Source organism: Microcoleus sp. D3_18_C2, assembly GCF_036702395.1.
GTDB lineage: Bacteria > Cyanobacteriota > Cyanobacteriia > Cyanobacteriales > Microcoleaceae > Microcoleus.
Genome location: NZ_JAUBTG010000002.1, coordinates 57,542 through 81,443 on the forward strand (window position 1 = coordinate 57,542; position 23,902 = coordinate 81,443).

25 protein-coding genes are annotated in these 23,902 nt (G+C 46.1%); 16 read left to right on the forward strand and 9 right to left on the reverse strand.

What is annotated here, in order from left to right; all coding sequences use genetic code 11:
* Positions 1–77: 77 nt before the first annotated feature.
* Together QUA88_RS01535 and QUA88_RS01540 are read left to right on the forward strand one after the other, a co-directional pair.
* A complete protein-coding gene (locus QUA88_RS01535; protein WP_333269874.1) occupies positions 78–1,115 on the forward strand; it encodes an NADP(H)-dependent aldo-keto reductase in 1,038 nt (345 codons plus the stop codon).
* Positions 1,116–1,289: 174 nt separating this feature from the next.
* Positions 1,290–1,814 carry a hypothetical protein gene (locus QUA88_RS01540; protein ID WP_333269877.1) on the forward strand — a complete coding sequence of 175 codons (525 nt, stop codon included), beginning with the start codon at positions 1,290–1,292 and terminating at the stop codon, positions 1,812–1,814.
* 192 nt (positions 1,815–2,006) lie between these two features.
* On the opposite strand, the gene QUA88_RS01545 is transcribed toward QUA88_RS01540, so the two are convergent.
* Positions 2,007–2,444, reverse strand: a complete 438-nt coding sequence (locus tag QUA88_RS01545; RefSeq protein WP_333269880.1) for a helix-turn-helix domain-containing protein — start codon at positions 2,442–2,444, stop codon at positions 2,007–2,009.
* A gap of 484 nt (positions 2,445–2,928) precedes the next feature.
* On the opposite strand from QUA88_RS01545, the gene QUA88_RS01550 reads away from it, so the two are divergent.
* Both QUA88_RS01550 and QUA88_RS01555 read left to right on the forward strand, forming a co-directional pair.
* The gene (locus tag QUA88_RS01550; protein ID WP_333269883.1) at positions 2,929–3,384 is read left to right on the forward strand and encodes a hypothetical protein; all 456 of its coding nucleotides are present in this window, start codon (positions 2,929–2,931) and stop codon (positions 3,382–3,384) included.
* A gap of 113 nt (positions 3,385–3,497) precedes the next feature.
* Complete coding sequence (locus QUA88_RS01555; RefSeq protein WP_333269886.1) at positions 3,498–3,824, forward strand: hypothetical protein; 327 nt, start codon at positions 3,498–3,500, stop codon at positions 3,822–3,824.
* A gap of 94 nt (positions 3,825–3,918) precedes the next feature.
* On the opposite strand, the gene QUA88_RS01560 is transcribed toward QUA88_RS01555, so the two are convergent.
* From QUA88_RS01560 to QUA88_RS01580, 5 genes are all read right to left on the reverse strand, one after another.
* Positions 3,919–4,317 (reverse strand): DUF2281 domain-containing protein, encoded by a 399-nt coding sequence (locus QUA88_RS01560; RefSeq protein ID WP_333269889.1) that lies wholly within the window; start codon positions 4,315–4,317, stop codon positions 3,919–3,921.
* Complete coding sequence (locus tag QUA88_RS01565) at positions 4,314–4,658, reverse strand: DUF6883 domain-containing protein (protein ID WP_333037912.1); 345 nt, start codon at positions 4,656–4,658, stop codon at positions 4,314–4,316. Before QUA88_RS01565 ends, QUA88_RS01560 begins: the two co-directional genes overlap by 4 nt.
* Entirely contained in the window at positions 4,655–4,858 is a 204-nt protein-coding gene (locus tag QUA88_RS01570) for a DUF433 domain-containing protein (protein ID WP_333102431.1), read from the reverse strand. The genes QUA88_RS01565 and QUA88_RS01570 overlap by 4 nt, the downstream gene beginning before the upstream one ends.
* Before the next feature lie 16 nt (positions 4,859–4,874).
* Positions 4,875–6,887 (reverse strand): excinuclease ABC subunit UvrB, encoded by a 2,013-nt coding sequence (gene uvrB / locus QUA88_RS01575; protein ID WP_006632070.1) that lies wholly within the window; start codon positions 6,885–6,887, stop codon positions 4,875–4,877.
* Positions 6,888–7,014: 127 nt separating this feature from the next.
* Positions 7,015–8,196: an RNA-guided endonuclease InsQ/TnpB family protein gene (locus QUA88_RS01580; RefSeq protein ID WP_445243049.1), complete on the reverse strand. Its 1,182-nt coding sequence runs from the start codon at positions 8,194–8,196 to the stop codon at positions 7,015–7,017.
* Between the two features lie 178 nt (positions 8,197–8,374).
* On the opposite strand from QUA88_RS01580, the gene QUA88_RS01585 reads away from it, so the two are divergent.
* On the forward strand, positions 8,375–8,857 hold the full coding sequence (locus tag QUA88_RS01585; protein WP_333056520.1) for a hypothetical protein: 483 nt from the start codon (positions 8,375–8,377) through the stop codon (positions 8,855–8,857).
* A gap of 317 nt (positions 8,858–9,174) precedes the next feature.
* Here QUA88_RS01585 and urtA read toward each other — a convergent pair whose 3' ends face one another.
* The gene (urtA, locus tag QUA88_RS01590; RefSeq protein ID WP_333056521.1) at positions 9,175–12,099 is read right to left on the reverse strand and encodes an urea ABC transporter substrate-binding protein; all 2,925 of its coding nucleotides are present in this window, start codon (positions 12,097–12,099) and stop codon (positions 9,175–9,177) included.
* Positions 12,100–12,649: 550 nt separating this feature from the next.
* Between urtA and QUA88_RS01595 the strand changes: the two genes are divergently transcribed.
* The 5 genes from QUA88_RS01595 to QUA88_RS01615 all read left to right on the forward strand — a co-directional run bounded on the left by QUA88_RS01595 (position 12,650) and on the right by QUA88_RS01615 (position 15,926).
* Entirely contained in the window at positions 12,650–12,856 is a 207-nt protein-coding gene (locus QUA88_RS01595) for a hypothetical protein (protein WP_333056522.1), read from the forward strand.
* Positions 12,857–13,247: 391 nt separating this feature from the next.
* Entirely contained in the window at positions 13,248–13,430 is a 183-nt protein-coding gene (locus QUA88_RS01600; RefSeq protein WP_333056523.1) for a CsbD family protein, read from the forward strand.
* Between the two features lie 77 nt (positions 13,431–13,507).
* Positions 13,508–13,951: a hypothetical protein gene (locus QUA88_RS01605; RefSeq protein ID WP_333269895.1), complete on the forward strand. Its 444-nt coding sequence runs from the start codon at positions 13,508–13,510 to the stop codon at positions 13,949–13,951.
* A gap of 116 nt (positions 13,952–14,067) precedes the next feature.
* Positions 14,068–14,580 (forward strand): hypothetical protein, encoded by a 513-nt coding sequence (locus tag QUA88_RS01610; RefSeq protein WP_333056526.1) that lies wholly within the window; start codon positions 14,068–14,070, stop codon positions 14,578–14,580.
* Positions 14,581–15,143: 563 nt separating this feature from the next.
* Entirely contained in the window at positions 15,144–15,926 is a 783-nt protein-coding gene (locus tag QUA88_RS01615) for a DsbA family protein (protein ID WP_333209168.1), read from the forward strand.
* 96 nt (positions 15,927–16,022) lie between these two features.
* Here the strand turns inward: QUA88_RS01615 and rpe are convergent, their stop codons facing one another.
* Entirely contained in the window at positions 16,023–16,724 is a 702-nt protein-coding gene (rpe, locus tag QUA88_RS01620) for a ribulose-phosphate 3-epimerase (protein WP_006632078.1), read from the reverse strand.
* Between the two features lie 613 nt (positions 16,725–17,337).
* Here rpe and QUA88_RS01625 point away from each other — a divergent pair.
* The 3 genes from QUA88_RS01625 (at position 17,338) to QUA88_RS01635 (ending at position 19,881) form a co-directional block, all read left to right on the forward strand.
* Positions 17,338–17,712, forward strand: coding sequence for a hypothetical protein (locus tag QUA88_RS01625; protein ID WP_333269899.1), 375 nt, complete (start codon positions 17,338–17,340; stop codon positions 17,710–17,712).
* Positions 17,713–17,816: 104 nt separating this feature from the next.
* Positions 17,817–19,232, forward strand: a complete 1,416-nt coding sequence (locus tag QUA88_RS01630; protein WP_333056529.1) for an LCP family protein — start codon at positions 17,817–17,819, stop codon at positions 19,230–19,232.
* A gap of 220 nt (positions 19,233–19,452) precedes the next feature.
* The gene (locus tag QUA88_RS01635; protein WP_333209163.1) at positions 19,453–19,881 is read left to right on the forward strand and encodes a DUF202 domain-containing protein; all 429 of its coding nucleotides are present in this window, start codon (positions 19,453–19,455) and stop codon (positions 19,879–19,881) included.
* Positions 19,882–19,923: 42 nt separating this feature from the next.
* Here the strand turns inward: QUA88_RS01635 and QUA88_RS01640 are convergent, their stop codons facing one another.
* Positions 19,924–20,847 carry an alpha/beta fold hydrolase gene (locus QUA88_RS01640; RefSeq protein WP_333056531.1) on the reverse strand — a complete coding sequence of 308 codons (924 nt, stop codon included), beginning with the start codon at positions 20,845–20,847 and terminating at the stop codon, positions 19,924–19,926.
* A 190-nt stretch (positions 20,848–21,037) separates the two neighbouring features.
* On the opposite strand from QUA88_RS01640, the gene speB reads away from it, so the two are divergent.
* The 3 genes from speB to modA all read left to right on the forward strand — a co-directional run bounded on the left by speB (position 21,038) and on the right by modA (position 23,662).
* On the forward strand, positions 21,038–21,967 hold the full coding sequence (speB, locus tag QUA88_RS01645) for an agmatinase (protein ID WP_333056532.1): 930 nt from the start codon (positions 21,038–21,040) through the stop codon (positions 21,965–21,967).
* A 133-nt stretch (positions 21,968–22,100) separates the two neighbouring features.
* The gene (locus QUA88_RS01650; RefSeq protein WP_333056533.1) at positions 22,101–22,658 is read left to right on the forward strand and encodes a thioredoxin family protein; all 558 of its coding nucleotides are present in this window, start codon (positions 22,101–22,103) and stop codon (positions 22,656–22,658) included.
* Positions 22,659–22,837: 179 nt separating this feature from the next.
* Positions 22,838–23,662 (forward strand): molybdate ABC transporter substrate-binding protein, encoded by an 825-nt coding sequence (gene modA, locus QUA88_RS01655; RefSeq protein ID WP_333056534.1) that lies wholly within the window; start codon positions 22,838–22,840, stop codon positions 23,660–23,662.
* Positions 23,663–23,902 lie beyond the last annotated feature (240 nt).

The following is a 23,902-nucleotide window of genomic DNA, read 5'->3' on the forward strand; positions in this document are numbered from 1 at the left end:
GCACTTTTCTGGAGTTGTCAATTAAATCTAGGTTTTTCTGTAATATAGAATCATATAATTTTCCAGCAAGCGAAATCATGGAATACAACAAACTCGGCGACAGCGATTTATCAGTATCTGAAATCTGTTTGGGTACGATGACTTATGGCCAGCAGAACACCGTTGCAGAAGCTGCCGAACAGCTCGATCTTGCGATCGCCAAAGGCATCAACTTTATCGATACGGCAGAAATGTATCCCGTCCCTGGAAAACCGGAAACTCAGGGAAAAACAGAGGAATATATCGGGGAATGGTTGGCGAAACAGCAGCGGGATAAAGTCATTATAGCGACTAAAGTGGCGGGCAGAAGCACTCGATTGAAGTGGATTCGGGAAGGCAAAAATCAGATCGATCGCCCAAATGTCGAAAAAGCCCTAAATGACAGCCTGAAGCGCTTGCAAACCGACTACATCGACCTGTATCAGATCCACTGGCCCGATCGCTACGTGCCCTTATTTGGTGCGCCGGATTACGACATCGCGCAAGAACACGAAACTGTACCGATTTTGGAACAATTAGAGGTATTTGCTGACTTAATTAAAGCTGGGAAAATTCGCTATTTAGGTTTGAGCAACGAGACGCCGTGGGGAGTTTGCGAGTTTTGCACGTTGGCTGAAAAACACGGCTTGCCGAAAGTTGTTTCGATTCAGAATGCTTTCAGTTTGAGCAATCGGACGTTTCACCTTAATTTAGCAGAAACTTGCCGTTTTAAGAATGTGGGATTGATGGCTTACAGTCCTTTGGGATTTGGGCTGTTAACGGGTAAATACTTGAATGGAGTTCCCGAAAATTCTAGGTTGGCTTTATTCGCAGGATTTGGTCAGCGTTACGATAAAACTAATCTGAATGATGCGGTGAAAGCGTATGTTGAGATTGCGGGGAAACATGGGATAAGTCCGGCGCAGATGGCTTTGGCGTATGTGAGATCGCGCTGGTTTGTCACGAGCACTATTATCGGTGCAACCAGTCTCGAACAGTTGGAGGAAAATATCGGTAGTTTGGAGGTGACGCTGGATAAGGATATCATAGCGGAAATCGATGCGGTGCACGCTAAGTATCCTAATCCGACACCGTAAGTTTATTACTCCCTCTATCGGCGGTTGAAACCGCTACTACACAAACAAAGTCCGCCTTCGCGGACTAAGAAATAGAGGCAAAATTTACCGCAAATTTGGTATTAGTAGGTTGGGTTGAGGTCACGAAACGAAACCCAACTTATTAAGTTTTTATATTGTTTAGGATGAACAGCGATGAATAGCAGTCAAAAATTTAATTTTAAATTATCCGAGCGTTTCTTAGAAAACTACGCAGATCCTCCTGAAGATCCATTGGGAGAGCTTTCTCATTTTGAAATGGGATGGCGATGTTTCTGTTTTGAATACAACCATAAAGTTTTCATAGAAATAGGTGAGGCTCAAAAAGAGGTATTTTTAGATCCAGATATCTGTATGATGATTGACAATTACTTTCCCAAGGAAATTGCGAAGCTATCGCAAGGTAAACCAATAGAAATAGACTTTGGTGAGAGTTGGTTCACTATTATGTTGGTACCGATCGACAATAAGATTAACTGCACTTGGATCAAGTTTGGGACTTCGTGCTGGGAAAAGCATTTTGAGTTCGATCGCACTCAAGTATTAGATGCGCTGAGAGGTTTTCTTCAGGAAGTGATGCAGCTAGCTGTAGATAAGGGTTACATCACGCTGGAAGAGAAGGAGGAATTTATTCGTCCGGCTTTTGCTAGCAGTACGGATGCTGCGGTATTAGGCAAGTAGTTGGTTTGGGTGGTGGTTTGGGCGATCGCACCTAACTCTTAATTTATCCCCTCACATTTACCCCTAATTATTACCCCTAAACTAAGGTTGTTAAGGACGATCGCGCCTAACTCTTAATTTATCCTACGAATATTTTAACCGCAGATGATGTACGGGCGGGACGCCCGTACTACGGTTTAGCTTGTTTGCATTTTACTCTTCTTCTGAGTCCTCAACTTTAGACTCTTTGGCTTTCTGTCGAATCTGCTTGAGTTCTTCTTTTGGCTTCCAGTTGCTTTTGGGAGTTAGTTTGTACACATCAGTACGTCCCCTCCGCTGTTCCTTCAGCAATAAGCCGGCATCACATAGAGTTTTTAGGGCATATTGGGCTTTTCTGACGCTCATATGACAGATTTCTGCTGTTTTCTTCAGTTTAGCGAAACACTCACCTGTAACTTTTCCGCCTGTTCTGCGAACCACATGGGCGTAAATGCGAAACTCGTAAGGGTCTAGGCCGTACTCGTCAAGGTCTGAACGGACAAGTGGCAAGGGTAAGGTGTTTTGGGGGTTTTCCACAGGGTTAAGGACAGGGTAGTCTCTGTTGGGGTGATTCTCCTCAGTCGGCATAAGTTGTGCTTTAGGTGCATACATAAGGTAATACCAGGTATTACTTTAATTTAAGTATATACCTTAAGTTAATACCATTTGAAATCATTTAATCTTTTAAAGCCTTGTAAATCAACCACTTGAGCATAGTTACAATCTGATTTTAGTAATAGTGGTGCTTTAAACCTATGCACGTACTGCTGATGGTTCCCTAAAATTATCTAAAAAAAGTGAGGAGCGCTCTCACCCAAACTCTCAACTCGTCAATACAAGCCATGTTATTGCTAGCCACAGCTCAGCAAAGTTTCAAAAAATCTCAAAAAAATCATGCCACTCCCCCTTGCATAAATCGCAAAATTTAGCTACACTCAAAAAAAACGCCCGCCATAACATCTAGATGGGTCGGGTGTGATACGGAAAAGCCCCCGTCTGAACTACCAATTCAGACAGAGGCCTTGGTTTCGCTAACTCAGGGTGGTTTGACCTCTAAACTTCAGACCACCAAAAGCAAACAAACAAATTTTAAATTATGTCCAACAATTATAGTCCACAATCCGCCTCCTTGTACACTAACCTTCGGCCGACTAAGAGTGCCATCTCTACTTTCGCGAAGTTTAACCGGGCTTTGGCGGAGTTGGTCGGCTGTCTACTTGAGGAAAACACAGCGAAAGACAAGCCGACTAAGAGTGCCATCTCTACTTTCGCGAAGTTTAACCGGGCTTTGGCGGAGTTGGTCGGCTGTCTGCTTGAGGAAAACACAGCGAAAGACAAAACGATCAAAAGGCTTCAGACTCAGATCCAAAATCTTGAGGAAAAGCGTTCGACTCCTGAGAAACAGACACAGCCAGAGCCTCAACTTGTTGCGATCGCCTTGAACCTAGCCAAGCGTCAAGGTATAAAAGACCCACCGTTCTTCAAAGGTATGGCTAATGACAAGATTCGCGGGTGGATTGCTCAGCACTCTCCCAACCAGGAAATTAACTGAGAACAAAATAGCCTAGAGAGCAGCCAGTCAGCTTACTGGCTGGCTTAGCTGTATCTAATCTACTTGTTGCAATTGCGAGTATCAATCCACCCAACACTTAGTCAAAGAAGCTAATGGCTAACATCCAAATTGCTGAAAACAGACAACTCAGTGAGCTACTTGAAAAAGCACTCTCTACTCAAGCAAACTTGAACCGCATTCTGCTTGAAAAAATTGAAGCAAAGGACAAAACTATCGAATTGCTTCAAATGGAGAATCAACAAAAATGCAATGAAAAGCTTGAACTGCAACAAAAGTTAGATGACGCAGAAGATGAAAAGCTTGAACTACAACACAAGATAGATTCATTGGAGGATGAGAACCTTGAACTGCGACAACGAGTAGATCCCTATTCGCCAGATTGTCTTTCGATTGAAGACTCTTTTGACGAGGAATATTAAACAGGGATGTAGGTAAATTCATCAAAAGTACGATCGCCCTTCCCATCCAAAAAATAGGACAATGGTAAAAGGCGATCGCACTTCACCTAAATGCTTAATACGATCGCACTTTTTGCTGTTTTTCCTGCAAAAACTCCGCAAAGTCGCAGACTTCAGCCACTAACTCGTCAGGTAAATTATTTAAAACCGACAGTAAATGCTCTCGAATCCCCATCATTTCGTCGGCAGATTTTATTAATTGCAACTGATGCGGATAAACTGTTTCAACACCAATCGTTTCCATAAATGCGCCCGGTTCATCCTGAGTTGCAGGCACAAAATCCCCGCCAACTTCTGCTTTCACCCATCCCCCAAATAATTCTACTAAATAAGCTTCACCATTCTTGAAAACCTCAACAATTGCCCCGGCTGTTTGTGGCGGTGCAATCTCGCCATCAGCGAGGGCGACTGCTTCGGTTAAAGTCACTGCATCCAATAACTGAAATTTGCTCATTGCTGTCTCCCAAAGCGTTGAGGAAATGCGGTAACAAATCTAGCAATATCTTCACCAAATAAAACAATCCAACCTGTACGGATTTGCCAAGATACTCCCGATCGCCCTGTAACTAAAATAATAGCTTGGTAGCGTTCTCCATAGTCATTCTGTCCGACTGGCTGTAACAATTCTAGCGAGATTTGGGCTATAATTGCGTCTCGAATCGCCTCCGGTGACTCAAACCCCATCACCTCCCGCCAGAATTTCTGCTTATCTCCGCCTACTCCTGCTTCCGTGGCACTGCTGAAGAGATATTGCGCCTTAGCAATGGGAAACTCTAAACGAGTGGGTGCATTCATAGCATTGAGGTTGAGAGTTGATACTGGAGACTAGCTTTAATATCCTCCGCTTCCAAATAGGGATAAGCTGCCAAGATTTCCTCTACACTCATCCCATTTGCTACTAAACTCACTACCAAAGAAACAGTAATTCGCATTCCTCGAATGCAAGCTCTTCCTCCCATAATTTTTGGATCGAAGGTAATGCGATCGAACATCATATCCTCCCACTCTTCCTTAATGTCCCAATAGCTTATCCCGCAAATGCTTAATCCGATCGCGCAATTTACCCGCCTCCTCAAACTCCAACTTCTTCGCCGCCGCCTTCATCTGCGCTTCCAACCGCCCGATTAACTGAGGAATCTCATCTAGAGATAACTCGTTTACCTGTTCGTAAACCTCCTCCAACTGCTGAGAATTCAGCTTGCGCGACACATCCAAAAATGCCAAAATCGCATTACTCGATCGCTTTTTCGCGATCGGTTGCGGCGTAATCCCGTGCATCTTATTGTACGCTAGCTGAATCCCCCGGCGTCGATCCGTTTCGTCGATCGCCTTAACCATACTGTCAGTCAAATTATCCGCGTATAAAATAGCCTGTCCCTGAACGTGCCGCGCCGCCCTTCCAATCGTTTGAATCAACGAACGTCCCGATCGCAAAAACCCCTCTTTATCCGCATCCAAAATTACCACCAGCGAAACTTCCGGCAAATCCAAACCTTCCCGCAGCAAGTTAACCCCAATCAATACATCAAACTTACCATCCTGCAAATCTTGGATAATTTCGATGCGTTGAATCGACTGAATTTCCGAGTGCAAATACCGGACTTTAATAGCTCTCTCCTGCAAATATTCGGTTAAATCTTCCGCCATCCGCTTCGTTAAAGTCGTCACCAACACTCGCTCGTCCCGACTTACTCTCTCCTTAATTTCCCCCAACAAATCGTCAATTTGTCCTTCCGTCGGGCGCACAAAAATAGTCGGATCTATTACTCCGGTAGGGCGAATTACTTGCTCTGCAACTCGGCCTTCCGATATTTCCATTTCCCAATCCCCAGGGGTAGCAGAAACAAAGATGCACTGATTTTCTTTTGCCCAGAATTCCTCTGCTTTTAAAGGGCGGTTATCGGCCGCGCTGGGCAAGCGGAAACCGTGTTCGATCAATACTTTTTTGCGCGCTTGGTCGCCGTTGTACATCCCCCGAATCTGCGGCACTGTGACGTGAGATTCATCTATCACCAACATCCAATCTTTCGGGAAATAATCAATCAAACATTCTGGCGGTTCCCCCGCATTTCTTCCTGCCAAATGTCGCGAATAATTCTCGACTCCGTTGCAGTAACCTACCTCGCGCAGCATTTCCAAATCGTATCGCGTGCGCTGTTCCAACCGCTGAGCTTCTAATAGTTTACCCTGTTTTTCAAATTCTGCCAGTCGGTCTTCTAATTCGAGTTCTATTCCTTGGCAAGCTGCCTCTAATTTATCTTCTGCTGTGACAAAGTGGCGCGCTGGATAGATATTTAAAGCCGTTGAACTTTGCAGAATTTTACCTGTTACCGGGTCAACGTAGCGAATGGCATCGATTTCATCCCCGAAGAATTCAACGCGAATAATTCTATCTTCGTAAGCGGGGCCAATTTCCAAAACATCGCCTTTGACGCGAAATTTGCCTCTGCCTAAATCTATATCGTTGCGGCTGTATTGGACGTTGACTAAATCACGCAAAACTTGCCGCTGGTTGACTTCCATTCCTACTCGCAAAGGAATAGCAGCTTTCAGGTATTCTGCGGGCATTCCCAAACCGTAGATGCAGCTAATTGAAGCAACTACAATCACGTCGCGGCGTTCAAAGAGCGATCGCGTGGCGGAGTGCCGCAACATATCGATCTCGTCATTAATTGCGGCTGTTTTCTCAATGAAAGTATCGGTGACGGCGATGTATGCTTCAGGTTGGTAGTAGTCGTAATAACTGACAAAGTATTCGACTGCATTGTTCGGGAAAAAATTTCGCAGTTCGTTGCACAGTTGAGCTGCCAGGGTTTTGTTGTGTGCTAGGACTAAGGTGGGTCTGCCGACTTTTTCAATCACCGAGGCAATGGAGAAGGTTTTGCCCGTACCTGTGGCACCGAGTAAGGTTTGAAATCGATCGCCCGCTTCGATGCCTTTGACAAGTTGCTCGATCGCTAGCGGTTGGTCGCCTGTGGGCTGGAAGGGCGCTTGCAATTGAAAAGATGCTGCCGCAGTTACCATAGGAAAATGTAGCTATTACCCATAAATCTTAACAAAAATGCAGAGATTCTGCAATTTCTCTAAGAAAATAGTTAGACTTTTTGACACTCCCCAGCTATCAAGGCGAGGGGATTCTTTGTTCACAGACTCAACTTGCTTGCGACTGGATTTCTCCAGCCAAAGTAGAGGTCGAATCTCCCAAAGCGTTCGGGTCTTTGACCCAAGTTCCGGTATGCCCTACCGTACTCAAGGCTAATTTCAGAATGTTAATCGCGGCGTTCCAATCCCTATCCATAACAAATCCACATTCACAAACGTGGGTTCTTACGGATAGGGATTTTTTGACGATTGCACCGCAGTTAGAACATTTTTGCGAAGTATAAGCAGGATTGACAGCAACCGTTACCCTGCCAAACTTTACGCCAAAATATTCCAACCACTTCCTGAATTGATACCAACCAGCATCGTTAATCGATTTAGCCAGACAGTGATTCTTTGCAAGATTCTTAATCCTCAAATCTTCGTAGGCGACCAAATCGTTAGATTGGATTACGTAACGCGCCAGTCTCTTAGCGTGTTCTTCACGTTGCCTACTTATTTTGAGGTGTGCTCGCCCTAATCGATTAATTGCTTTCTTTCGGTTGGCAGAGCCTTTCTTTGTGCGAGAGACACGTCGCTGTCGAAACTTCAACCGTTTCTCGCTTGTTCGGTAAAACTTGGGATTTGGTTCAGTGTGACCGTCGGAGTCTGTATAAAACTCTTTCAAGCCCACGTCCAATCCAACTGTTTTACCTGCTGGCGTTGTATCTACATTGTGATCAGCACTGATTGCCAACTGAACGTAGTAGCCGTCAGCGCGACATATTAAGCGAACTCGCTTGATCTGATCGATTTGGTAGAAGTTAAGATCCCACGTCCCTTTTAGTTTGAGCTTGCCAATTCCCTTTTTGTCAGTGAATGTGATTTGCTTCCGAGTTTCTGAAAGTTTCCAACCGCTGACTTTGTACTCAACAGACCGACTGTTTTTCTTGAAAGTCGGATAGCATTTCTTTCCGGGAACGGCTTTCTTGCAGTTGTCGTAGAACCGAGCAATCGCAGAATAAGCCCTTTCCACAGAAGCTTGGCAAGCACTAGAATTCAAATCTTTGACAAAGGCAAACTCTTCTCTGAGCGCAGTGATGTGCCGATACAAGTCTTTTTGCCCTACTCCTCGGTTGTCTATCCAAAATCGGATGCACTTGTTCCGAACGAATTGAGCAGTTCTGATTGCCTCGTCTATTGCTGCGTACTGATTTGGTTTGCCTTTAGCCTTGAATTCTAAAACGAACATTTTACGTGAGAACTCGCTACGTTAAAAGTCTAACACAAAGCCGTCCTATAAGGACGGGGCTTTAAACCCAAGTTTTTGGTAATATTATTTTAATCATCGGCCCAAATAGAAAGCAGAAAGCCCACAAAAGCAGTTGTCCGAACCCAGCAATCAACAGTAATAAGCGAGGAAAAGAATTATGGATACGAGGAGCACAGGTACAGGCAAAGGCAAAGCACTCGCCCGCCGCGGCAAAGGCAGTTCCAAAAGCCAACCGACAGAACCCACGGATGCCAAAGCAACAGGAATTCAACTTTATCGGCCGCAACTCATGCATGACAACCGCCCCGTCGGCCCCGACGATTTTACCATCAGCGAGACCGTCTCGATATCGGGGAACCGCCCGATCGGCACTAGCACCCTGCATATCAGCGAAACCTACGGCATTGTAGGCAATCGCCCGATCGAATCCAGCGACTTTGAAGTGGTTGCTACACTCGGCAATCGCCCGATCGGTTCCAGCGCCATGCAAGTCAGTGAAATGTTCAGTATGTCCGGTGCTCGCCCTATTGCAATCAGCACTCTTCACATTGATGAAGTTTACTCCACAATGGGAGGAAACCGCCCTATTGCCTCAAACGAAATTGACGATAGCTCGACATTAATGGGCTTCTTAGATTAATTAGTCAATTGTTAGTTGACCGTTGTCAGTTGTCAGTTGACTGTTGTTATTTCTTATTGGTTACCTGCTACTAATAAGCAATAACCATAGCACTTCTGGGTTTAATGAAGTACGTCTGGTAATTGGTAATCGAGAGGGATGTATAGCGGTTTTCTCTTGAAGTGAAATGCTAATCTGTAGGGTGCGTCGCCCTCAGATGAGAAATGAAACTTGCAGATTTTTCCGGGCGACGCACCTTACCCTTATCAATAGCGGATCTAACAATTTGTGGCGTCCAGAACAGTAATAATTACAGTCAACAGTCAACAGTCAACTAACTACTTCCCGATACCCTGATATTTACTCAATAAAGCAGCAAAGCGCTTGTAATCCACAGGCTTCCTCACATACTCCGCCGCTCCAAATTCCAAACCCTGATTTTGGTCGTCCAAAAAAGTTATCATAATCACTGGAATATCAACCAAATCTCGATCGGCTTTCAGCGCAGACAGCACCGCCCAGCCGTCCATACTTGGCATCATCACGTCCAGAATAATCGCGTCGGGCAGCAACTCCTTCGCCAACAGCAGCCCCCCTTCACCGCTAGCCGACGATCGCACCCGAAAGCCCTGTTTCGACAAGCAGCGAGTCATCAAATCCCGCGCATCTGGATCGTCATCAATCACCAGCACCGTAGCAGCATCGGGCAGATCCAGCGGTTGCGATCGCACTTCTTTTTGCTTCGCTTCAGTCGCCGCTACACTCGTTTCCAACTCCTCGCCATACTTCGGCTGCATTTCTTCAATTTCTCGATCTTCCTGCGCTTCTTTTGGGTTTTTAACCGCAATCGGCAACCGGATCGTAAAACTAGAACCGCAGCCAAACTCACTCTCAACGGTAATGTCTCCGCCCATCATCTGGCAAAACTTCCGGCTAATTGTCAGCCCCAAACCGGTGCCACCGTATTTGCGGGTAGTAGAATCGTCCGCTTGAGCGAAAGCTCCGAACAGCCTCGACACCTGATCCTCAGTCATGCCGATGCCACTATCGGTGACTTGAAACACGATCGACGGCTGTTGACACCGAGAAGGATCTGCCGAGAGTTCTTCGGAATTGCCGACCGACAAAACCTCCCCTTCTTCCTTCCAAACATTAATCGTAATTTTGCCTCGATCGGTAAACTTAGCAGCATTGCTCACCAAATTCAACAGCGCTTGTCGCAGCTTCGACGAATCCGAGTAGATCGTGCCAATATTGCGATCGCAATTGACGATCAAAGTATTGCCATTTTTCCCTAGCGTCGGTTGAACAGTAGTGACAACTTGCTCGATCAAATCCCACACCTCAAAAGTCTCCAAGAAAAGAGTCATCTTTCCTGCTTCAATTTTAGAAATATCCAGGATGTCACTAATAATGTAGAGTAACTGCTTGCCAGCCATATTAATGCTTGCCAAATCCATCACAAACTCTTCTTCGCCGAGTTCCAGAGCCTCTTCTTGCAGCAGCTCGCTGTAGCCGATAATCGCATTCAAGGGCGTCCGCAACTCGTGAGTCATATTTGCCAAAAAAGTGCTTTTTGCCCGGTTGGCAGCTTCCGCAGCATTCTTAGCGACTTCCAATTCCTCCGATCGTTCCTCTAGCTGCTGCTGCCGCACCTCCAAACCGTTGAGCAAACTGCTAATTTGCTGAGCCATTGTATTGAGAGTAGAAGATAGCACCCCGATCGCGTCATTAGAAACCACCGGCGATCGAGCCGTCAAATCACCGCTAGCCATCTGTTCGGCAGTTTCCCGCAGCAAGCCGAGATTCCGAATAATTGCCGACACCGACACAAAACCCCCTATTCCCGCGATCAAACTCAAAGCCAAAGCCCCCATCAGCCAGTGCTGAGTGCGGCTCGCCACAAACAGAGTTTGCTGCACCAACACCGCCATTGCGGCCTCAGAAACCCCCGCAGGAGCTGAGGCCGCCTCTATTGCCAGCAAATAGTTCTTCATCTCCACAGAACCCATCCACCCGACTCCCACCGCCATCCAAGTTATCAGTACCAAGATGACAAACAGCCCGCTCAAAGACGCCCGAGTTCCCAGAGAAATCCCCCTCGTAGCAAGTGCCGCCGCCCAAGGATAGCCCTTGAGAAAAGGATCGGGCCGAACCGGTGCGCCGGAATTCCAAATCTCCTCAATTTGACCGTCCAGCCTCACCTTGCCAATCCGCACTGTTTTCCAAATATGCTGAGTTTGGGCATCTATTTTTACCTTCCCCGAAGGCGCTGCAAACTCAATATTTTTAGCAGCCGCCCTGACTTTAACCACATTTGTCGAACCAGCTTTTTCTACTGCTTGCTTCCACAGGTAAACGCCCAAATAAGCTGCTTCGATCGGGTCATCCGTGACTCGATTTTCCCCGTATCGGGCTTTATAAGCCTTGACAAATTTACGATTTTCCGGTGTATCCACCGTTTGAAAATAGTTCCAAACCACCAAATGTCCAGCAATATTGGACGGCCCGATCGCCCGCACTTCCTCTTCTGCTACGCTAACCGACATCACCGGCAAATCATCGGGTTTCACGCCAGCTTCCCGCAACTTTTGGAAAAAAGCCACATTGCTGTCCCCGTTGAGAGTGTTGAGAATCGCATCCGGTTTCACTGCTAAGATATGTGCGATCGCCTCGCCCACTTCCCTCGAACCCAGCGGCAGATACACTTCCCCCGCCAACTCTCCCCCCAGTGCCGCCAGTTGAACTTTCACAATCCGATTTGCCGTGCGGGGAAAGATATAATCCGAACCCAACAGGAAAATTTTCCGCTTCCCCTGTGCCAGCAAGTAATTCACCCCAGGCACAATCTGTTGGTTTGGGGCAGCACCAGTGTAGAAAATATTCGGACACTTTTCTAGCCCTTCATACTGCACCGGATAGAACAGCAAACCGCTGCCGTGTTCAAAAACCGGCTGTACAGCTTTGCGGCTCGCCGAAGTCCAACAGCCAAATACCACCGCCACCTGCGCTTCTAGGAGCAATTGCTTAGCTTTTTGAGCAAAAGTTTGCAAATCGCTGGCTCCATCCTCTATAACCGCTTCCAAGGGGCGTCCGAGCACCCCTCCCGCCGCATTAATTTCCTCAACAGCCAACAGCGTCGCATCTTTAACAGAAATTTCGCTGATGGACATCGTGCCCGTCAGCGAATGCAAAACGCCTATTTTGATCGGCTCACGAGTCGAGCCTGCTGCTGCGAGGGGGTTACTGCTCCTTGCTCCCATAGGGTTTTAGATAATTTTTACTAATAACAGAAATTTTAGTTCGATCCTGCACGAAGTTAGCCTTGAGGCTAAATCTTGTTTAGCAGATTATTTAACCCGATCGCCACCAAACGTGGAAATTGCTGCACCCTGTTGATTTTAACTGTCAAACTCTCAGCATAGACCTAAGTCTGGACTAAACAGCCTCCCATTTCTCTCTTCATCTTTTACCGATGTCCAAAGAGCCTCATACAACAACATTCGACACTTAATGCCATCGCGCGCGCTGCAGAACAATTCTCCCCCCTCCTCGCCGTTCCCCAACTCATTCACAGCCCGCGCCTTGCTACTCACCAAGCAATCTCACGCACTATTCCCCTTCCCCTATCTCCTTTCGGGCTAATGCAATTTTCCGTAATTTATCTTAACTATAAAACTCAAAACTCTTCACCAGCCCCTATCTCCCTTCAGACAGAGGGAAGCCCTCGTGATTTCCCTTATGATAAATATAAGGTTAACTTCTAAGTACCCTTGTTAAAAATAAATTTTGCAAACAATAGGGGAAAAACTAATGAATAGTCAAGAAAACGCGACCCACACTGGCAGCGAAAATCAAGTCACGCTACCAAAATCAAAGGAAACCTTGCTCGGCGAGGAAACAGAAAAAGCCCTCGGCCAGCAAAAAAAAGAAGATGCTCAAACTATGCACGCTGTCGAACAGTTTAAAGAAGAACTTCAGCACAAAATTGATGAAGAATGTCATCACAAGGTAGATTAAAACTACTAATACGGAATTTTTTCGGGTGTGGGTAAGATACAGTCTTGCCGACACCCGCCTTTTTAAGGCAGAATTAAAGATAATTTTAAAATTATAAATTCTTTTGGGTTTAAAAAAATACTCTTGGACGCACGGGCGACCATCCAGCATTTTTTTACAAAAATAAATACTTAATTGCAGCCAGTAGAAGCGGTAAAAAAAATGCGGCAAGTATGAAAGTGGCAGTCCGTCTAAAATTTTAAAATAATTTTTCCACATTCCCTATTCCCTATTCCCTATTCCATTTGTTATTCATTCTTTCTTCCTAGAGGTAGAGTGCAACGCAGCTCATAGTTACCTATGATGAGTTTAAGTAAAAAATGTCAAATTAAATACAGATAGGGAGAAACCCATGACCACTAAAGATAGAGCAGAGGCAACTGGCAACAACATCGCAGGCAAAGCTCAAGAAGCCCTAGGTAATATTACTGGCGACCCGAAGGATAAAGCAGAAGGCAAAGCCAAGCAGGCAAAAGCTGAAGCTGGTCACGCCATCGAAGATGTAAAAGATGAGCTCAAAAAGAAACTAGACTAAGCCTAATACTAATTGAGAGGGTCGAGCAACCTGACCCTTTCAAGTATTCAAGTTGTTTTCAGAAGGGAGGAAAAAAGGTGAGTTTATTGCAGCAGAGTCGCAAAATAATTGCGGGCGTACTCTTGGTATTAATGCTGGCTATTACGACTGCGTGCGCGCCCAGCGTTTCAGCCCAAAAACCGAGTGATGTACCTGTAGCAATTGGTGGCAGTCAGGGTTATTACGCGCAACTAGAACGTGGCAATACCGCCGCAGGTCAAGATTTTGGTCAATGGGTAACAAAGACGGCTCAGGGTCTTGTTCAGGATGCTTACGTGCGCGACAATAACAAGTTGGGAGTTGTAATTACTCCGCAAGTCCGCCCGACTGAAGTGAAAGATTTGGCCAAATCTTTAGCACAAGGTTTTCACCGCAATTTTCCAAATCAAGATGTAAGTGTTTTGGTTTACGCTCCTGACAAAAAACTGATTTTGACTGCTAAGTACGACCAGCAATCAAATCAAATTGAATACAAGTCTTGACCGAGTTAGCAAGCTTAAATGATAGCCGCGAGGCGGTTTAATATTCAGCAGTTTTTTGATTGCGAAGCCATCTCAATTTAAGACTGAAATGTTGTGTAGATTGGAAGAGAGTTACCATGAGTAGCAGCGATAATTACAAGCGTCAAATCATGAACGATTTAGCCCAGGGCGATCGAGAAATGATGCCGCAGACAACTGGTGAAGATTACGAAAACTTTGACGATTTTGCTCAGAGAACTTCGCCCGCTCAGCGCAAACAATTATTCGGGCGTTCCCTGAATCACGACTCCCTCCCGCCGGCTCAGTTGGAACCGGAATTGCAAAAGGCGATCGCCCAAATTAAGCCAAACGAACGCGACGATGTAGCGCGGGAATTCTTCAAGCATTTGGGCAAGAGAGGATTGGACGATCGCAAATTGGAAAAGCAGCTAGGACTTTCTACCCACCACGCCAGCCGCATGAATGCTGACGATGTTACCAAGTTGGCCTCGTTTACCTATCACAATCACCCGGATATTTTCCAAGAAGTGCTGGCCGAACAGCCAAGTTTGATGAAGTTTTTGGGAAATCCAGTTGTTGCAGGTATTTTGGGAATAGTTGCTGCTAAATGGCTCAACAACCGCAAATAATCTTGGATTCAGACAAGCCTAAAAACTGATAATACCTGCCGCAAATAAAAGGACGATCGCCTGGGCGATCGTCCTTTTATATTTTATATCTCGTCCGGTCAATTCCCTCCGCTTCGCTTTACCCGAAATCAGGTAGGGGCGGGTTCACGAACCATATCTGCCAATAATTGACAATCTCAAAAACCCGCCCGGCCGGGATATTAGGGTCAATCGATCGGACTAGATGTTATATCTAGTCCGGTAGTAAAATAACCGCGATCGCGTTTTTATGGAGGATTTTAGTCATCATAAAACTCACTCAAAATTTAGTCCTCAGTACAAACATCTTTGATGGCGGTCGTTCGAGGAAACATAAGATTATAATACTAAATCCCGATTGTTTAAATCTTAATTATGGGGTTCCTAGCGGTTCCGGTAAGTAAAAAAACTTGCCAATTACTGATTACGAATTACTAATTATTGCTTAAAGCTAAAAATAACTGCACCGCAGTCAACAGCGGTATACCTGACACTCCGCAAAATTAAATGTAGGATTAAGTGTTGTCGTGAATCAGAAAAAAAAGATGAACATATCCACTATTTGGCGAAAACTCCGCAGCCAGCAAGCCTTCTGCTTGGCTGCAATCCTCGCAGGTTGCCTGGTATTTATCGGTTGTTCCCCCGCACAGTCAACGGCTGGCAATTCAGTCGATCCCAAGTTCAAAGAGCAAGTCTTGCAGGTGATCCGCGAAAACCCGCAAGTAATTTTAGAGTCTGTACAAGCGTACCAGCAACAGCAGCAGCAGTCTCTCAAAGCAGCGCAGGAATCATTTTTGCAGGAGATGAAAACTAATCCCAAATCGGCGATCGGGGATTCTCCCACTACGGGCTCACCTTCCCAGCAAATTGTACTTTTAGAATTCTCTGACTTTCAATGTCCGTTTTGCGCGCGCGCTCACGATACTGTCAAGCAGTTTATGGCAAAACACCAGGACAAAGTTACTTTAGCTTACAAGCATTTTCCCTTAACTTCTATTCACCCTCAAGCGCTACCGGCAGCTAAAGCAGCTTGGGCGGCGGGGCAGCAGGGCAAATTCTGGGAATATTACAGCGCTTTGTTTGAAGGGCAGAAAGATTTAGGCGATCCATTGTACCCATCGATCGCCCAAAAGCTCAATCTAAAATTAGATAAATTCAACACCGATCGCAACAGCCCCGCTGCAGAAGCCGCCATTGCCAAAGACGTGCAACTTGCTCAACAACTAGGCATTGAAGGCACTCCGTTTTTTATTATGAACGGCGAAACTTTCTCCGGGGCGGTCGAGCTTTCTGAGATGGAAAGCATTCTCGCCTCTGTCTCGAAATAAGTAATTCCTGACTCTTGGAAACCGAGTATAAAAATGCGTTCCCAGCCAAAGCAGGCTGGGAACGAGAAAAACCCGAAAAACTCGAAAAATCTTTGATTAAACCGCAGCCAACTCAGGAGTCGGGCGCTTGCTGTGGCGGATACCCTCGATCGCCGCTGCGTAATCATTCGCCTTAAACACAGCAGAACCAGCAACGATCGCATTTGCGCCCGCTTCCAGAACCTGCCAAGTATTGTTCCCCTTCAAACCGCCATCTACCTCAATCCAAGGATCGAGGCCCTTGTCGTCGCACATTTTACGCAACTGGCGAATTTTCGGCAAAACAGCCGGGATAAAACTTTGACCGCCGAAGCCCGGATTGACGCTCATAATCAGCACCAAATCGCAAAGTTCCAGCACGTACTCGATCAACTCCAAAGGCGTCGAAGGATTCAGAACCACACCAGCCATTTTCCCCAATTCCCGAATTTGGCCGAGGGTGCGGTGCAAGTGAGGCGAAGCATTGTGTTCCGCGTGAACCGAAATAATGTCAGCACCAGCCTTAGCGAAGTCCTCGACGTACTTCTCCGGCTCCACAATCATCAAGTGGACATCGATTACCTTGGTAGTAACAGGGCGAATTGCCTCAACAATCAGCGGCCCGATAGTAATATTAGGAACAAAGCGACCGTCCATCACATCTACGTGAATCCAGTCAGCCCCAGCTCGATCGACAGCCTGAATCTCTTCTCCAAGACGGCTAAAATCGGCTGATAATATGGATGGAGCAATAACGATGGGTTTTTGGGATTGGGTCATGGCTAAGTCTGTTCTCCTGACTGCTGTGCTGTATCCAGTTTATCAAAATACGGGTCTCCGGGTCGAAAAGTTGCCAACGATCGGTCGCGAGATTGGGAGGGCAGAAAAATTTGGCCTGTGACAGACAATTTTGGCGATATCCCCAGCCCTGCTCTCGGAATTTTGGTTTAGGATATAAATTTTCCCTCTAACAAATAACTTGTGTGCAAAATCTCACCTTCTGCAAATTTTGAGTACCGAATTGTCAGTAACTCAGGGCTAAAGCCACTGAGCTTGTAGGAGAAATCGAGCAAGCTATGCTGACCAGACCCCTCGCAAGAGGAGACGTTATTTAGGTCACGACACCGGCGAATGCGACGCCAGTTTTCCGCTCTGTCACCTGCGATTAAACAGTTTTAAAGTCACTGAAACAGTGTCGCAGGTCTAACAAGCCTTTATAACCAGGTCTGCACGAACATTACCCCGCAAGGGAGACTGAGGCAACCATACCTCATCGGAGGGGCAACCATACCCCTCCAACCCGACAGGGGAAAGATTCAAGGCGATTGAAATCGCCGAGTCGTTTTCCTCTCAGGACTGAAGTCGCTGAGTTTCCCACTTACCGAGTTTTTTTATGAAAAATACAGATCCCTTAGAAAATCCTGAACTCGATCGTGCCAGTCTGTTTGTATTAATGATCCCAGTCATCGGCTTTTTCCCCGCCCTGTGGACTCTTTACCGCCGTCAGGGTAGTCCCGAACGCAAAGCCGTCAGCCGCTTGGCAATTGCCCTTGCTTTTAGTTGGCTCTTAGGACATATTCTTTTAGAAGCTGGAGCGATTTCTGCGGAATCTCCGACACTTCCCATGTTATTAATGAGTAGCCTGCTAACAACCAGCTATTTCATCGTTGCTCTGGGACTGATGGTTCGCCTCTGGAAGCGTCAACCGCTATGGTTGCCTGGAATTAGTCGCTTAGCCGAGCAAGTAGTAGGCAAACATTTATCATAATTTAGGGTTTTTTTAAGCCCCTACCCTATTGATTGAGTGCGTCTTCAGCTTGATACTACATATTGCCATTATCTTTTTTATTTTTGTTGTGTGTGAGGAAGCCAGTGCCAGCTCAAAAAATTCCTAATCAAGACCCTATCCAACAATCAACTGCTCAACCTGCAACCAAAAAAGCTTCCCAGCCCCATCGAGGCCGCTGGCTGGGTTTTGGTTTTGGTTTGGCTGGAGTAGCCATGCTCTCAGCCACAGCCGGAGCATTGCTAGCCGTCTCCCTTTCTACAACGCCGCTTCAGCAACAAAAGTTGAGCCCTGAAGAAGCAGCCGTATTTTCTCAAGGCGACATGGCAAAGCTCAACATGAAGATGCCGGAGCTGACTCGGCCAGTTAATATTTTAGTTTTAGGGCTTAAAGTTCTGACCTCTGACATCGAAGGAAGTGTCAACAAAGATGTCGGACACGAGGTTTGGGAAAACTCATTTAAGGGCTTAACCGATACCATGCTGTTGGTGAGGTTTGACCCTCAAAATAAAAAGTTAAGCGTGCTTTCCATTCCGCGAGACACCCGCACCTATGTTGAAGGCAGGGGCGAGGTGAAAATCAACGAAGCTAATTACCACGGTGGCCCGGCTTCGTCAGCGAAGGCAGTCAGCGGACTCCTGGGCGGTGTGGGAATTGACCGCTACGTCACAGTTAATATTCATGGCATAAAAAGTTTGGTCGATGCCCTGGGTGGCATTACTATTAATGTCCCTAAAGACATGAAATATACCGATCACAGTCAGCATTTATATATAGATTTAAAGGCTGGCAAGCAGAAACTCAACGGCGAACAAATCGTGCAATATTTGCTTTATCGGCACGACGATTTGGGCGACATCGGGCGGGTGCAGCGCCAACAATTGTTGATGCGGGCTTTTGTGGAACAGGAAGTAAATGTAGGTTTGCTGTCTCGACTACCGAAGATTTTATCGGTGATTCAGTCTCACCTTGACACGAATTTGAGTATAGAAGAATTGGTAGCTTTGGCTGGTTTTGCTACTCAAACCGATCGCGCTGGCGTGCAGATGTTGATGGTTCCCGGCAAATTTAGCGATTCTAAGGACTACAAAGCAAGTTTTTGGTTGCCCGACCAATATGCCATCGAAACTATGGTGGCGGAACATTTTGACTTCGGCCAAAATACTTGGACAATTGAGAATGCTGATTCGACTTTTCTGAAGGTGGCGATTCAAGATAGTACCGGAGATCCATCGGCTGTTGAAGATTTTGTCAATAATTTGACTCAAGCCGGTTATCGGAATGTTCAGGTTTATAAAGCTTGGCCCGAACCGCTGGAGGTAACTACTCTAGTAGCTCAACAGGGCGATATTAAAGGTGCTCAAGCGATTCGCCAGTTTTTGGGTTTTGGAGATGTGTTGGTTGAGAGTACCGGTTCTTTGAATTCGGATGTCACAATCAGATTGGGTCAGGATTGGTTGGAGAAAAAGGCTCAGTCCGGCAGTGTGCCTAAGTCTTTTTAAACTGGATTTTAACTGGGGTATTTGTAGGGACACAGCATTGCTGTGTCCTCTTATTTTCTGTTGGTAGAGATGGAGGCGATCGCTTTTTTGTCTATTTACTGATAGTATATTTTTGGGTGATGATGAATCACGATCGCAATACCGATACTTCCCTCCGCAGTCACAAGTGAAACAATAATCAACGAGGGAAAGCTTAAGATATTTTATCAAGGTAGGGTTGATGAACAAGGGTGATAAAATAGACCGACAGCGAGAACATCAGGCAAATGAACGCACCTTTCTGGCATGGTTACGAACTTCACTGGCTTTAGTTGGTTTTGGGTTTGCAATCAGTCGGTTCAGTTTATTTCTCCGTCAATTTCAAGCTACAGTGACTCAGCAAGAAGTTTCCTCCCCTCCCTTCTTCAACTCCGAAACTTTAGGGCTGAGTCTGGTCGTTTTTGGGATTGCGGTCATTGCCTTAGCAGCATGGCGTTATAATCGAGTATTCTGGCAAATTGAGCGAGGTGATTATCGCCCAAATCGTGTGCTAGTTTGGATTCTAACTGGAGTTGTAATGATTTTAGGAACGTTAAGCATTCCGTTGGTGCTATGGCGCGATCGCGCAAATATAGCTCCCACTTCAACTCCTAAAAACTCTCAATTCTAAGTTAACCCGATCGCTTAGCTAAAGTGCCTCTTCCTTTGTTGATTAAAGGGGAGGATTGTCGGCAAATCTCGATCGCTCTTTAATCCAATCGAGTAAAATAGGATTGACCAATTCCGGCGCTTCATCCTGGGGACAATGGCCCACTCCCTCCAAAGGAATAAACTTTTCAACAGCCGGAAACTTTGCCAATTCTCGCCCCAAGGCGATCGGCTCCCAAGGGTCATCCGTACCCCACAAAATCAAAGCCGGACAGCTCAAACGCGGCAACAAATCCTCCGGTAGCGGGCCTTGAGAATAACTGATAAAGGCCACAAATACTTCAACTGCGCCGCTGTCTTTAGCAGGTTCCAGCAGCATATTTACCAGTTCGTCGCTGACAGCTTCAGGACGGTGATAAGCTTGCAAAAGCACTTTTTTTACTGTTTTTGGCGTTGCTAATTGTTTAAAAAATAATTGACTTATCCACTTGACATTTAAAACTTTTTGTGCAATTGGCGCTCCAAAACTGCGATACCAAGGCATTTCGGCGCGTTTGCGATCGTGCAGCAAGCGTAGGGAACAATTGAGTAAAATTACGCCAGAAGCAATATCGGGAAAATCAACAGCCGCTTGCATAATTGCCACACAGCCGATCGAATTTCCCACCAAAAAAGCCGGCCCGCCCGCAACTTCCCGACAAAAATCAGCAATTAGCTGACCCCAAGTTTCAAAAGTATAGTCAATCTCAAGCTTGGGCGCGGGTTTAGCAGAACCGCCAAAACCGATGAGGTCGATCGCATAACAGCGGCAATCAGCAGCCAGCGCCGGCAAATTCTTGCGCCAGTGGCCCCAAGACGCACCAAAACCGTGGACAAACACCACCGCAGGCCCCTGGGAACCCGCAGCCTGGTAGCAAATCGGAAAGCCTTTCCACAGCCAAGTTTGAGGCGAAATAAGTGTTGACGAAGCGGGAGTAGAAGATGTCATGCGATTTTAGATTTTAGATTTTAGATTTTAGATTGGGCATGGGGCATAGGGCATGGGGCATTGTTAGCTGCTGACTGCTGACTAATGACTAATGACTAATGACTAATGACTAATGACTACTTTGCAGTTAGAGCCGATAGTATGTCACGATTAAACCTGCTGACTTCTTTGCTGTATTAAAATTTCCCTTATGCCAACGATCGTTTCCACAGCAGTCGTACCATTTCTGGGGTCTGAAATTGTACCCGACTACGACACCGCCAAAGTAGTAATCTTACCAATTCCCTACGAAGCTACCACCACTTACCGCCGGGGGTGCGAAAACGGGCCCGCCAAACTTCTAGAAGCTTCTCATCAACTCGAGTGCTACGACGAAGAATTGGATGCCGAAGTTTGCTACGATGTCGGAATTTATACAAAAGAGCCGATCGCCGATACCCGCAACAGACAACCAGTTTCATCCTCAGAAATGCTGCAAGTAACCCAAGCAGCAGTCTACCAGCTAGTTACCGAAAATAAATTTGTCATCTCCCTCGGAGGCGAACACAGCATCACTGCCGGCGTTGTCGAAGGTTATCGCCAAGCATACCCGGATGAACCTTTCACAGTCGTGCAAATTGACGCCCACGGCGACTTGCGACACGAATACGAAGGCTCGATTCACAACCACGCCTGCGTGATGCGACGTGTTGTCGATATGGGCTTACCGACACTGCAAATCGGGATTCGCGCTATCTGCAAGGAAGAAGCCGACTTGATTAAAGCCAAACAGCTAAACGTGATTCGAGCCAGAGAAATTGCTACTCAACCGGATTGGGCCGATCGCGCAATTGCCAGCATAACAACTAAGCGAGTATTTTTGACGATCGACTTAGACGGCATCGATCCGACTTTAATTCCAGGGGTGGGAACACCCGAACCGGGCGGGTTAAATTGGTATTCCCTCACCGCATTTTTGCGCCGCGTCTTCGAGTCCTACGAAGTAATCGGGTGTGACATTATGGAATTAGCACCTATTGTAGATTCTGTCGTCTCAGAATTTACCGCCGCCAAATTAGCATACAAACTTATTGGATACCAAGCTCTGGCTCAAGGTTGGCTAAAGCCAGACGAGGAATAAATCGCGAAGCACGAATCACAATAGGCTGTTGGCAAGGCTAGAATTAAGCTAAAGCCAAACAACAGCCAATTTTATTCGTGCTGACAGTTTCATCTTTCATGCTGGCAAATACTCCTCTTCACCTCCTGAAAACATGAGTTTACTAATGGATACAACGGGTACTCCCATTAACGGCTACGCTCCCGATTTTGAACTGCCGGGAGTTGACGACGAAGTTCACCATTTAGCTCGATATTTAGAAAAATTTCGGGCGATCGCGGTGATATTTATGTGCAATCATTGCCCTTACGTGCAGTTGTATCTCAATCGCATGAAAGAACTTCAAGCAGATTTTCAAGATCGAGATGTTACTTTAATCGGGATTAATGCTAATGATGCAAACCAGTATCCCGACGACAGTTTTGAGAATATGAAAATTTTTGCCACCAACAATCAACTCAACTTCCCGTATATCCGAGATGTTGCTCAAGATGTGGCTGAAAGTTTTGGGGCTTCTAAAACCCCGGAGGTTTTTTTGTTAGACCAAGACGGCAAACTGCGCTATAAAGGTTTAATTGACGACAACGCTGACGATCCGGCGGCGGTGCAGGTTTCTTATCTGCGGAGTGCGATCGACCAATTGCTCAACAGTCAACCCGTTGAGCCTTCAACTACAGAGGCAATAGGCTGTTCCGTCAAATGGCGATCGTAGGCAGATTTAAAATTAACGTTCCCGCACTAATTATTAACTGGTTCCCTGGCTGTGCCTGGGAACCTATCTCCAGAGGCTCTGCCTCGTCAAAGACTGGATGAAAATTGGAGATACAGCCTCCGAATCTGCTTTACTAGGCAGAGCCTGGTAAGGAGTAAAAAGATTCAAAACAATTGTCTGTGAACTTAAAAAGTAGACGTATTCCCAACTTAATTTTCGCAGTCGCCTTCCTGCTAGCACTGCTGATTAGTTGGAACTTATTTAAGAACTTTTCCTCAGTCGATACGTTGCAGCGCACCTCCTTAAACGTATCCGCTGCTATCAGTCTCTCGAAAGCTTTAGGGGAAATCAAAACTGTTTATCAAAGCAGTAATCCGAATTTTACTATTACTTATAATTTTGGTGCTTCCGGTGCTCTAGAACAGCAAATTCAGCAGGGAGCACCGATAGATGTATTTTTCAGCGCCGCCACCAACCCAATGGATGCTTTGCAGCAATCTAACCTGCTAATTAACGACACGCGCCGCAATTTGCTGACAAATCGCCTGGTTTTGATTACTCCCAAAAACGGTGTTGCTTTGAGCGATTTCAAACAGTTGACAGATGCCAGAATCAAGAAAATTGCGATCGGCGAAGCCAAGAGCGTACCTGTCGGACAATACGCTCAGGAAATGTTAAATAAACTTGGATTGTGGGGGCAAATACAGCCAAAATTAGTGCTAGGAAATAACGTCCGCCAAGTGCTGACATTCGTCGAAAGCGGTAACGTTGATGCTGGTATAGTTTATGCGACTGACGCCACAGCCTCCGACAAAGTAACTGTGCTGCTAACGGCTGCCGAAAATTTGCATTCGCCCATTGTTTATCCGCTGGCAGTTATCAGAAACAGCCGCAATCCGGCTGCTGCGAAAAGGTTTGTTGACTTTTTGGGGGGCGATCGGGCTAAAATAGTATTTCAGAAATACGGATTTGGGATGGCTCGCCAATTAGTCTCATACAACTGAGATGTTGCACTATTCTCAATTACTTGTTTAGCAACAGGCTTTCCGGCCTGTTCCACAAGAAAATTCACTCTTTGTGGAACAGGCCGGAAAGCCTGTTCTTGAGAATGGTGCAAGATGTGAGATACAACCAAATTTTGTAGGGGCGGGTTCACCAACAATATCTAATTCCCGCCAACAATCTATATAAACCCGCCCTCACACAACAGATAACCTTGTGTATTCAAAGAGGTACATTTCGAT

What these genes read in the sequence shown, in the direction of transcription:
- QUA88_RS01545 (WP_333269880.1), bottom strand. Translation starts at nt 2,444, where the DNA reads ATGTATGCACCTAAAGCACAACTTATGCCGACTGAGGAGAATCACCCC.
- QUA88_RS01580 (WP_445243049.1), bottom strand. Translation starts at nt 8,196, where the DNA reads ATGTTCGTTTTAGAATTCAAGGCTAAAGGCAAACCAAATCAGTACGCA.
- QUA88_RS01565 (WP_333037912.1), bottom strand. Translation starts at nt 4,658, where the DNA reads ATGAATGCACCCACTCGTTTAGAGTTTCCCATTGCTAAGGCGCAATAT.
- speB (WP_333056532.1), top strand. Translation starts at nt 21,038, where the DNA reads ATGCCAACGATCGTTTCCACAGCAGTCGTACCATTTCTGGGGTCTGAA.
- QUA88_RS01625 (WP_333269899.1), top strand. Translation starts at nt 17,338, where the DNA reads ATGAAAAATACAGATCCCTTAGAAAATCCTGAACTCGATCGTGCCAGT.
- QUA88_RS01555 (WP_333269886.1), top strand. Translation starts at nt 3,498, where the DNA reads ATGGCTAACATCCAAATTGCTGAAAACAGACAACTCAGTGAGCTACTT.
- uvrB (WP_006632070.1), bottom strand. Translation starts at nt 6,887, where the DNA reads ATGGTAACTGCGGCAGCATCTTTTCAATTGCAAGCGCCCTTCCAGCCC.
- QUA88_RS01560 (WP_333269889.1), bottom strand. Translation starts at nt 4,317, where the DNA reads ATGAGCAAATTTCAGTTATTGGATGCAGTGACTTTAACCGAAGCAGTC.
- QUA88_RS01610 (WP_333056526.1), top strand. Translation starts at nt 14,068, where the DNA reads ATGAGTAGCAGCGATAATTACAAGCGTCAAATCATGAACGATTTAGCC.
- QUA88_RS01650 (WP_333056533.1), top strand. Translation starts at nt 22,101, where the DNA reads ATGAGTTTACTAATGGATACAACGGGTACTCCCATTAACGGCTACGCT.
- QUA88_RS01570 (WP_333102431.1), bottom strand. Translation starts at nt 4,858, where the DNA reads ATGATGTTCGATCGCATTACCTTCGATCCAAAAATTATGGGAGGAAGA.
- QUA88_RS01615 (WP_333209168.1), top strand. Translation starts at nt 15,144, where the DNA reads ATGAACATATCCACTATTTGGCGAAAACTCCGCAGCCAGCAAGCCTTC.
- QUA88_RS01550 (WP_333269883.1), top strand. Translation starts at nt 2,929, where the DNA reads ATGTCCAACAATTATAGTCCACAATCCGCCTCCTTGTACACTAACCTT.
- QUA88_RS01585 (WP_333056520.1), top strand. Translation starts at nt 8,375, where the DNA reads ATGGATACGAGGAGCACAGGTACAGGCAAAGGCAAAGCACTCGCCCGC.
- QUA88_RS01600 (WP_333056523.1), top strand. Translation starts at nt 13,248, where the DNA reads ATGACCACTAAAGATAGAGCAGAGGCAACTGGCAACAACATCGCAGGC.
- urtA (WP_333056521.1), bottom strand. Translation starts at nt 12,099, where the DNA reads ATGGGAGCAAGGAGCAGTAACCCCCTCGCAGCAGCAGGCTCGACTCGT.
- rpe (WP_006632078.1), bottom strand. Translation starts at nt 16,724, where the DNA reads ATGACCCAATCCCAAAAACCCATCGTTATTGCTCCATCCATATTATCA.
- QUA88_RS01640 (WP_333056531.1), bottom strand. Translation starts at nt 20,847, where the DNA reads ATGACATCTTCTACTCCCGCTTCGTCAACACTTATTTCGCCTCAAACT.
- QUA88_RS01540 (WP_333269877.1), top strand. Translation starts at nt 1,290, where the DNA reads ATGAATAGCAGTCAAAAATTTAATTTTAAATTATCCGAGCGTTTCTTA.
- QUA88_RS01535 (WP_333269874.1), top strand. Translation starts at nt 78, where the DNA reads ATGGAATACAACAAACTCGGCGACAGCGATTTATCAGTATCTGAAATC.
- QUA88_RS01595 (WP_333056522.1), top strand. Translation starts at nt 12,650, where the DNA reads ATGAATAGTCAAGAAAACGCGACCCACACTGGCAGCGAAAATCAAGTC.
- QUA88_RS01635 (WP_333209163.1), top strand. Translation starts at nt 19,453, where the DNA reads ATGAACAAGGGTGATAAAATAGACCGACAGCGAGAACATCAGGCAAAT.